At 39.7% G+C, this 6399-nt stretch carries 5 protein-coding genes; all 5 read left to right on the top strand.

Features of this window, described 5'->3' with window-relative positions:
* The first annotated feature begins 198 nt into the window (after positions 1–198).
* From B5J93_RS05840 to B5J93_RS13970, 5 genes are read left to right on the top strand one after another with little or no spacing between them, the layout of a single operon-like run.
* A complete protein-coding gene (locus B5J93_RS05840; protein WP_079325434.1) occupies positions 199–2706 on the top strand; it encodes a CRISPR-associated helicase/endonuclease Cas3 in 2508 nt (835 codons plus the stop codon).
* Between the two features lie 26 nt (positions 2707–2732).
* Positions 2733–3446: a type I-C CRISPR-associated protein Cas5c gene (cas5c, locus tag B5J93_RS05835; protein ID WP_079325432.1), complete on the top strand. Its 714-nt coding sequence runs from the start codon at positions 2733–2735 to the stop codon at positions 3444–3446.
* Positions 3446–5386, top strand: coding sequence for a type I-C CRISPR-associated protein Cas8c/Csd1 (cas8c, locus tag B5J93_RS05830; protein WP_079325430.1), 1941 nt, complete (start codon positions 3446–3448; stop codon positions 5384–5386). Before cas5c ends, cas8c begins: the two co-directional genes overlap by 1 nt.
* A gap of 29 nt (positions 5387–5415) precedes the next feature.
* Entirely contained in the window at positions 5416–6261 is an 846-nt protein-coding gene (gene cas7c / locus B5J93_RS05825) for a type I-C CRISPR-associated protein Cas7/Csd2 (RefSeq protein WP_079325428.1), read from the top strand.
* Positions 6261–6392, top strand: a complete 132-nt coding sequence (locus B5J93_RS13970; protein WP_228144878.1) for a CRISPR-associated protein Cas4 — start codon at positions 6261–6263, stop codon at positions 6390–6392. The genes cas7c and B5J93_RS13970 overlap by 1 nt, the downstream gene beginning before the upstream one ends.
* Positions 6393–6399: the final 7 nt, after the last annotated feature.

Here is a 6399-nt window from a genome sequence, read left to right as displayed (position 1 = left end):
TTGGGTTCGGTTGGTATAGACCTTGTAGTGGTTTTGAAAAAGAGGTGTGTTCATAAAAGTTCCTTGTGAGATTTACAATCATTTTACACCCAATGGCAAGTGATGGGTAGTTTTTTGATAATTTTTTGCTTTTGTAGAAATAGTGATTGACAGGCAACTGGTTGTTCACTATAATTCCTTTATAGAAAAGGGGATTTTATGATTATTGCTCATGTACGAAAATCAGACAATCAAATTCAAACGCTTGATGAGCATTTAATGGAAACTGCCGACATTGCAAAAACATTGGCGAGCAAATTAGACTTGCCAATGGCAGGCGAGCTGTTGGGATTGATGCACGATTTTGGCAAATATTCCAATGATTTTCAAGACTATATTCGGGCAATGACAGGGGTTGATGCTGATGTGGACAATGATTATGTGCTTCCCAACGGTAAAAAGATTGACCATTCTAGTGCGGGGGCTCAATGGGTTTACCGTAAATTAAGGGAGTTTAATAAATCAAAAGATGTGAATGGTAATATTGAAGACACAGGTATTGGTGAATTGATTGGACAAATGCTGGGTTTGTGTATTGCTTCTCATCACGGGGCGGGGCTGATTGATTGCTTGGATACTAATGGCAAAGTGAATTGGCGAGAGCGTTTTAATAAATCAGATCAAGAAACCCATTTAAATGAATGCGAAAAAAATGCTGATGAAATCATCAAACAGCGTGCAGCAAATTTGGTGGGCAATGAATTGGTTTGGCAGATTCAAGTTGCATTAGAGCCAATTTTGAAACCAATGATTGAATCCTTTAATAATGAGCGTAGTTTAGGGGATATTAAGACATTTCATAAAATTGAAGAATTCTATTTGGGTTGTTTTACTACATTTTTATTTAGTTGTTTGATTGATGCCGACCGTATTAACAGTGCCGATTTTGAAAGAGAATCACAAAAATCCTTACGCAAATTTAATCAACAACCCAACTGGCAAGAAGCCATTAATCAATTAGAAACACATTTATCCAATTTTAGCATTCAATATCCTATTGATAAAATTCGCCAAGACATTTCCAATATTTGTTTAAAGCGCGCCAAAGATAAGCAAGGTATTTATACTTTGACCGTACCAACAGGTGGGGGTAAAACTTTGGCAAGTTTGCGTTATGCCTTGCACCACGCCCAAGAACATTCGCTTGACCGCATTATTTATATCATTCCCTATACTTCTATCATTGACCAAAATGCCGATGTGGTGCGTACCATTTTGGGTGATGATTGGGTATTGGAGCACCATTCCAATATTGAACCTGATAAACAAACTTGGCAAAATAAAGTATTAAGTGAAAATTGGGATAAACCGATTGTTTTTACCACAATGGTACAATTTTTGGACAGTTGGTTTGGGGGTGGTACTCGGGGTGTGCGACATTTGCACGCAATGACCAAAAGCGTACTTATTTTTGATGAAATTCAAACGCTACCAATTAAATGCGTTCATTTATTTTGTAATGTGATAAATTGGCTTAATCAATATGGAAAATCTACCGCCATTTTATGTACTGCCACTCAACCTTTATTAAACAATTTAAAAAATCCCCAATTGGGTCAAGTGCATTTGGCGGACAATGCTGAGTTAATGGGCGATACAACAAAATTACAACAACTGTTTGATGAATTGTCTCGGGTAGAAATTAGTTACCTTCCAAAAAATACGCATTATGATTTGGAAGAAGCGGGCAACTTTTTGATAGAGCAATTTAAGCAGCATTCTAGCTGTTTGTTTGTTGTTAATGCCAAAAAATGGGCAAAAGATTTGTATGAATATTGCAAAAATCAAAACATTGACAAAGAAGCCATTTTTCATCTTAGCACCAATCAATGTGCCAGCCATAGAAAAGTGATTTTTGACACCATAAAACAGCGTTTAAAAAATAAAGAACCTGTGATTTGTATTAGTACTCAGCTGATAGAAGCAGGGGTGGACATTTCAATGGCGTGTGTCATTCGGGCATTGGGTGGCATTGATAGCATTGCTCAGGCAAGTGGTCGCTGTAATCGCAATGGAGAAAACAATGATAAAGGACAAGTTTATGTATTAAATTTAAAAGAACCTGATTTTTCAAAAGTATTACTAGACATTTATCAAGGGCAATGCTGTGGCGATAGAATATTGCGTGAATTTAACAATCAAGATATTTTAAAACCAGCTGCCATTCGCCAATATTTTAATTATTATTTTTATAATAGATCTACTGAAATGGCTTATAATATCAATAAAGAAGTTACGAAGTTGATAGATAAGAAAAATATGATTAATTGGCTATCAGACAATGAATTTAATACTTGTGGACTTAAAAACAAGAGAAGAGAAACTTCTTGTCCTTTATTGATGCAATCCTTTAAAAGTGCAGGGCGAGCATTTCAGGTTATAGACGCTCCCACACAAGCGGTCATTGTACCATATGGCAAAGGCAAAGAGTTGATTGCAACTTTGTGCGGTGTGGCGGACAACAAACAAAAATATCAAGCCTTAGCAGAAGCTCAAAGATACAGTGTCAATGTTTTTCCTAATGTTTGGCGAAAGTTACAAGACAGTAGAGCAATTATAGAAACGCAATTTGACTCTGGTATTTATTATTTGGACGAACGCTATTATAGTAATGAATATGGCTTGGGTCTCGATGAAATTGGTGAAATGAGTTTTTATAATTTTTAGATGTATTAATATTAACAAGGCGTAATATGAATAATAAAATCAGTTTTCGAGTATGGGGTCGGCAGGCATTATTTACCGACCTTGTTACCAAAATCGGTGGCGAGAAATTTAGCTATCAAGTGCCAACTTATGAAGCTTTAAAAGGCATATTAAGAAGCATATATTGGAAGCCAACTTTGATTTGGCACATTGACCGAGTGCGAATCATTAAGCCCATTCGTACCCAAAGTAAATCTACCAAGCCACTTGATTGGAATGGGGGCAATACATTGGCAATTTATACTTTTTTGCAAGAAGTGGAATATCAAGTAGAAGCTCATTTTACTTGGAATACACATTGGGATGAATTAAAAGACGACCGCAATGCAGGCAAACATTTGGCAATCGCCAAGCGAATGTTGGAGCGGGGTGGGCGACAAGACATTTTTTTGGGGACACGAGATTGTCAAGGCTATGTTGAGCCTTGTGAATTTGGCAGTGGCGAAGGCTTTTATGATAAGATTGATAATTTGGATTTTGGGTTGATGTTTCATAGTTTTGGTTATCCAGAAGAAACAGGCAATGATGAATTGATTAGCCGTTTTTGGCTTGCTAATATGCAAAAAGGCGTGATTGAATTTCCCAGTGTGAATGATGAGCAATTAAAAAGGCGTTTTATTCGCAAAATGAAGCCCATTAAACCTTTTAAACGAGGTGAGAATTTAAAAGCGGTGGAAGATGAAGAAAAGGAGCTTGATTGATGAGTTGGATACAAAAGTTATATCGGACTTATGAAGTTATTTCCAGTCAAGAAGCAGGCTTTGAGGGTAATTCTTTAACACCAATTGGACATACTTTGCAAACCGCTCATATTGAAATTGTATTAAATGGAAATGGCGAATTTCAAACTGCCCGAGTAATGCCTGCCAAAACCGCTATTATACTTCCAGCCACAGAAACTTCCGAAAATAGAACAAGTGGCGAAGCCCCACACCCATTGGCGGATAAATTGCAATATGTGGCAAAAGATTACCCCAATTATGGGGGTGAGAAAAAAGCCTATTTTGCAGGTTATTTGGCTCAATTACAAGCGTGGTGTGAATCGCCTTGTGCCAATGATAAAGTAAAGGCGGTTTTGGCATATGTCAAAAAAGGAGAAGTCATTGCTGATTTGATTAAAGTGGGGGTACTACACTTAAATGCTGACGGTAATGTTTTAAATAAATGGGATAATGAAAGCGATGCCCCTGCTATTTTTTCGGTATTGCCAAAAACCAAAGGCGAAATTGAATTTGGTTCGGCATTGGTGTGTTGGCAGGTGGAAGTGGCAGGTGACCCGCAAAGTGAAACTTGGACAGACAAAGCGGTGCAACAATCGTGGATTGAGTATTTGGCATTGGCAGGGGGTCAAACGGGCTTTTGTGTGGTGCAAGGCGAAGAAAAACCGATTGCCAATATGCACCCTGCCAAATTAAGACATACAGGCGATAAAGCCAAATTGATTTCGTCCAATGATACGGCAGGTTATACCTTTCGGGGGCGATTTGAATTGGCAGAAGAAGCGGTGAGTTTGTCGGCAGAAGTGTCCGCCAAATCACACAGTGCCCTACGCTGGCTGATTGCTCGGCAAGGAATTCGTAATGGCGACCAAGTAACGGTGGCGTGGGCAATTGGCGGGCAAGAAGTACCTTCACCGTTTTTTGGAGAAAATGTCATTGACCATTCGGAAGATTTGGGTGAAGGGGCATTTAAAGTAATTAAGAAAAAATATAAAGGTTATAAAGCCAAATTACAATCACACGAGCAAATTTCTTTGTTAATGCTTGATTCTGCAACACCTGGTAGAATGGCATTGACTTATTATCAAGAGTTTTTGCCTGATGATTATTTTGCCAATTTGGATGCGTGGATTGATGATTTTTCTTGGTATCAACGCCATAGCATTGAAAGTAAAGACGGTAAGAAAAATGAAAAACGCACGGTTTGGGCGATAATGCCCCCGTCACCATTTGCAATTGCCAATGCTGTTTATGGCAAATCGTTAAGCGATACATTAAAAAAACAGCTTTATGCCCGTTTATTGCCTGTAATTGCAGGGGGAAATGGCATTGGCTTTCCTTATGATTTGGTGCAAAAAAGTTTTCAAATGGCGTGCAATCCCAACGGCTGTGAACATTGGGAATGGCAACGCAATATCGGTGTGGCGTGTGCCTTATATCGGGGCTATTGTGCTAGAAACTTAAAACGGAGACATTCTATGAGTTTAGATATTGAAAATCGTTCACGGGATTATATTTTTGGCAGATTGTTGGCAATGGCTGAAAATTTGGAAAGAATGGCATTAAGTATGGCAGGCGAGATTAGAGCGACCAATGCCGAACGCTATATGCAACGCTTTGCCATTAGTCCCAATCAAACTTGGACGCAACTTGAACAAAATTTAAAAACTTATAAAGACAGATTACGCAAAGATTATCCTGTTCGTATTTCTGATAAATTTGTTTTAACCAATCCGCTTGCGTTTTTAATTAAGCGTGAAAATGAAATTAGTGAATTGGTTGCAATTTTGGACGAGTTAAAACAAGCAGGTTGTGATTTAGATAAACCATTAGAGCCTGAGTTTTTACTTGGTTACCACAGTCAAAAAATGGCTTATCGTCATAAACAAGACAATCACTCTGAACAAAATGAGCAAGACTAACCCTTATCTTAGTTAAAAGGAAAATCCCAATGAGCTTAACCAAAAAAATTGACTTTGCCTTAATTTTGCAAGTAAAAAACGCCAACCCCAATGGCGACCCCTTAAATGGCAACCGTCCCCGCACCGACTTTTCGGGCATCGGTGAAATTACCGATGTCTGCCTAAAACGCAAAATTCGTGACCGTTTGCAAGATGCAGGCGAGAGCATTTTTGTGCAATCGGACGAAAAGAAAACGGACGGTATGACAAGCCTTGCCAACCGTGCCAAAGACAAGGAAGTGGGTTTGGGGGCGGACGCTTTTAATGCCAAAAAAGCAAGCAAAGACGACACCATTCAAAAAGCGTGTGAAAAGTGGCTAGATGTGCGTAGTTTTGGACAAGTGTTTGCCTTTGGTAAGGGCGAAGATGCGTCTGGTGTGTCCATTGCCATTCGTGGACCTGTAACCATTCAGTCGGCGTTTAGTGTTGAGCCTGTGAACATTACCAGCACCCAAATCACCAAAAGCGTGAGTGGTGAAGGCGACGGCAGCAAAAAATCGTCCGACACAATGGGGATGAAGCACCGTGTGGACAGCGGTGTGTATGTGGCGTTTGGGGCGATGTCGCCACAACTTGCCGAACGCACGGGCTTTTCGGATGCGGATGCGGACAAAATTAAGACGGTGCTGACCAAATTGTTTGAAGGCGATGCGTCATCTGCCCGCCCAGAAGGCAGTATGCAGGTGGTGAAGCTGATTTGGTGGGAACATAATTGTAAATCAGGGCAATATTCGTCCGCCAAAGTGCATAACAGTCTAAAAGTCAATGCAGACGGTACACACGAATTTATCGCACAGTTGGCAGGCTTAGAGCCACAAGAGATTGACGGTTTTTGATGACTGATTTGTCTAACTTTATCAAAGCCCCTATTGATGAAAGCGAGCCAATCTTGGTCTCGCTTTCTGCCTTGCAACATTATGCCTTTTGTCCCCGCCAATGTGCGTTGATTCATAATGAGCAGGCGTGAACGGAAA

It is taken from the genome of Moraxella equi (assembly GCF_002027555.1).
Taxonomy (GTDB): Bacteria; Pseudomonadota; Gammaproteobacteria; order Pseudomonadales; family Moraxellaceae; genus Moraxella; species Moraxella equi.
Note: the sequence above shows the minus strand (reverse complement) of the source record. Positions and strands in the feature narration are given on the sequence as shown.

What these genes read in the sequence shown, in the direction of transcription:
- cas5c (WP_079325432.1), top strand. Translation starts at nt 2,733, where the DNA reads ATGAATAATAAAATCAGTTTTCGAGTATGGGGTCGGCAGGCATTATTT.
- cas8c (WP_079325430.1), top strand. Translation starts at nt 3,446, where the DNA reads ATGAGTTGGATACAAAAGTTATATCGGACTTATGAAGTTATTTCCAGT.
- B5J93_RS05840 (WP_079325434.1), top strand. Translation starts at nt 199, where the DNA reads ATGATTATTGCTCATGTACGAAAATCAGACAATCAAATTCAAACGCTT.
- cas7c (WP_079325428.1), top strand. Translation starts at nt 5,416, where the DNA reads ATGAGCTTAACCAAAAAAATTGACTTTGCCTTAATTTTGCAAGTAAAA.
- B5J93_RS13970 (WP_228144878.1), top strand. Translation starts at nt 6,261, where the DNA reads ATGACTGATTTGTCTAACTTTATCAAAGCCCCTATTGATGAAAGCGAG.